This is a genomic window from Streptomyces sp. NPDC005533 (genome assembly GCF_042871845.1).
In the GTDB taxonomy this organism is placed as follows: domain Bacteria; phylum Actinomycetota; class Actinomycetes; order Streptomycetales; family Streptomycetaceae; genus Streptomyces.
This window is the reverse complement of the sequence record NZ_JBIAJH010000195.1, coordinates 1-1,219: the sequence shown is the minus strand read 5'-3', so window position 1 is coordinate 1,219 and position 1,219 is coordinate 1. Positions and strand designations below refer to the sequence as shown.

The window sequence follows — 1,219 nt, the reverse complement described above, 5'->3', positions numbered from 1 at the left end:
CGCTCACGCAACTCAGCCGGATAGTTCCTCGAAGGACGTGACATGGACTCCATCTCCTCACGAAGTGGAGTCTCCGAACACACCGGGGCGGTTCATTGAGCTGCTTGCGGAGCTTCTTCTGGTTGTCTTTCACGATCACGATGTAGTGCGCGCCCCGGCCGGTCAGGTAGCCGGCATGCTCGCGCTGGGTGTGCATGGAGCCCTTTCAACTTTGGCTCCAGCCGCGAGCGACCCAACAGCCTGACCTGCGCAGGCGCTCCCGTCGTGTCACCTGATCGGGGGGCGGGTTGAACAAACTCATGGCATCGCTGGTCACGACCACGCCCGCCAGGTCGGCGAGGGTCTCCAGCAGTGGCTGGAAGCAGGTGATCTCGTTGGTCTTCTCGCCCACGTCGAGTTGGGCCAGGACCAGGCCGGAGAGGTGGTCGCAGGCGGCGAGCAGATGGATCTTGCGGCCTCCGGCCCTGGCCGCTCCGCGCAGACCTTGCCGTCGACCGCCAGTCCCCTCATCCGGCCGTCGGCGCGGCCCCGCCGGTCGGTCAGCCAACGGCCCACCGCCCGGTCCAGCGCGTCACCGTCGATGCGGGCCAGCAGCCGCCGGACCGTCGCCTCCGCCGGCCCCTCCGCTTCGGGGACAGAGGATCGGGCCGTATACCGAGGCGCTCCAGGACGGACGGCGGGGCGTCCGCGATCCATTCCCCGACCGCCAGCAGGGAGGTCGCTCCGGCCAGAACCGCGCACGCGGTCAGCGCGAGCACGACGACCAGAGCATGCCTTACGCCCCGCGGATCTCGGGGGCCGGGCACCTCGGCCAGGCGATCCAGCAGGCCCGGCAGCTCTCCGGGTACGGCGGCATGCTCACGGAGTTGGTCAAAGGGGATCGGCGATGATGCGTCGGCAGGCACGGTCTTCCACTCGGATCACGGGGCGTCGAGAACTCCATGATCTTGGAAGCCGTGCCTGTCACGTTCCCGGAACCCACCGAGTCGGCAGATCGTCACGAACCGGACGTCAAGCGACTACGCCGAAGCCCTGGGTCCACGAGCATCGCGATCAACTGCTCGTCCGACACCCGCCCCGACGACCGGCTCCTGCACAAACTCCGTCTCCACAACGGACTCACTGAGCATTTTCAGAGTGGCCCCTGATCGGGTGACACCCGTGCCGGTATTCGTCCAGCTCAGGCCGGTCTGAGGGGGCCAGCTGAAGTCCACTCTGA

2 protein-coding genes are annotated in these 1,219 nt (G+C 67.4%); both read right to left on the bottom strand.

What is annotated here, in order from left to right; genetic code table 11:
* Positions 1 to 205: 205 nt before the first annotated feature.
* Complete coding sequence (locus ACFYP3_RS37895; RefSeq protein WP_388842678.1) at positions 206 to 547, bottom strand: hypothetical protein; 342 nt, start codon at positions 545 to 547, stop codon at positions 206 to 208.
* Entirely contained in the window at positions 540 to 806 is a 267-nt protein-coding gene (locus ACFYP3_RS37890) for a transposase family protein (protein WP_388842676.1), read from the bottom strand. Before ACFYP3_RS37890 ends, ACFYP3_RS37895 begins: the two co-directional genes overlap by 8 nt.
* Positions 807 to 1,219 lie beyond the last annotated feature (413 nt).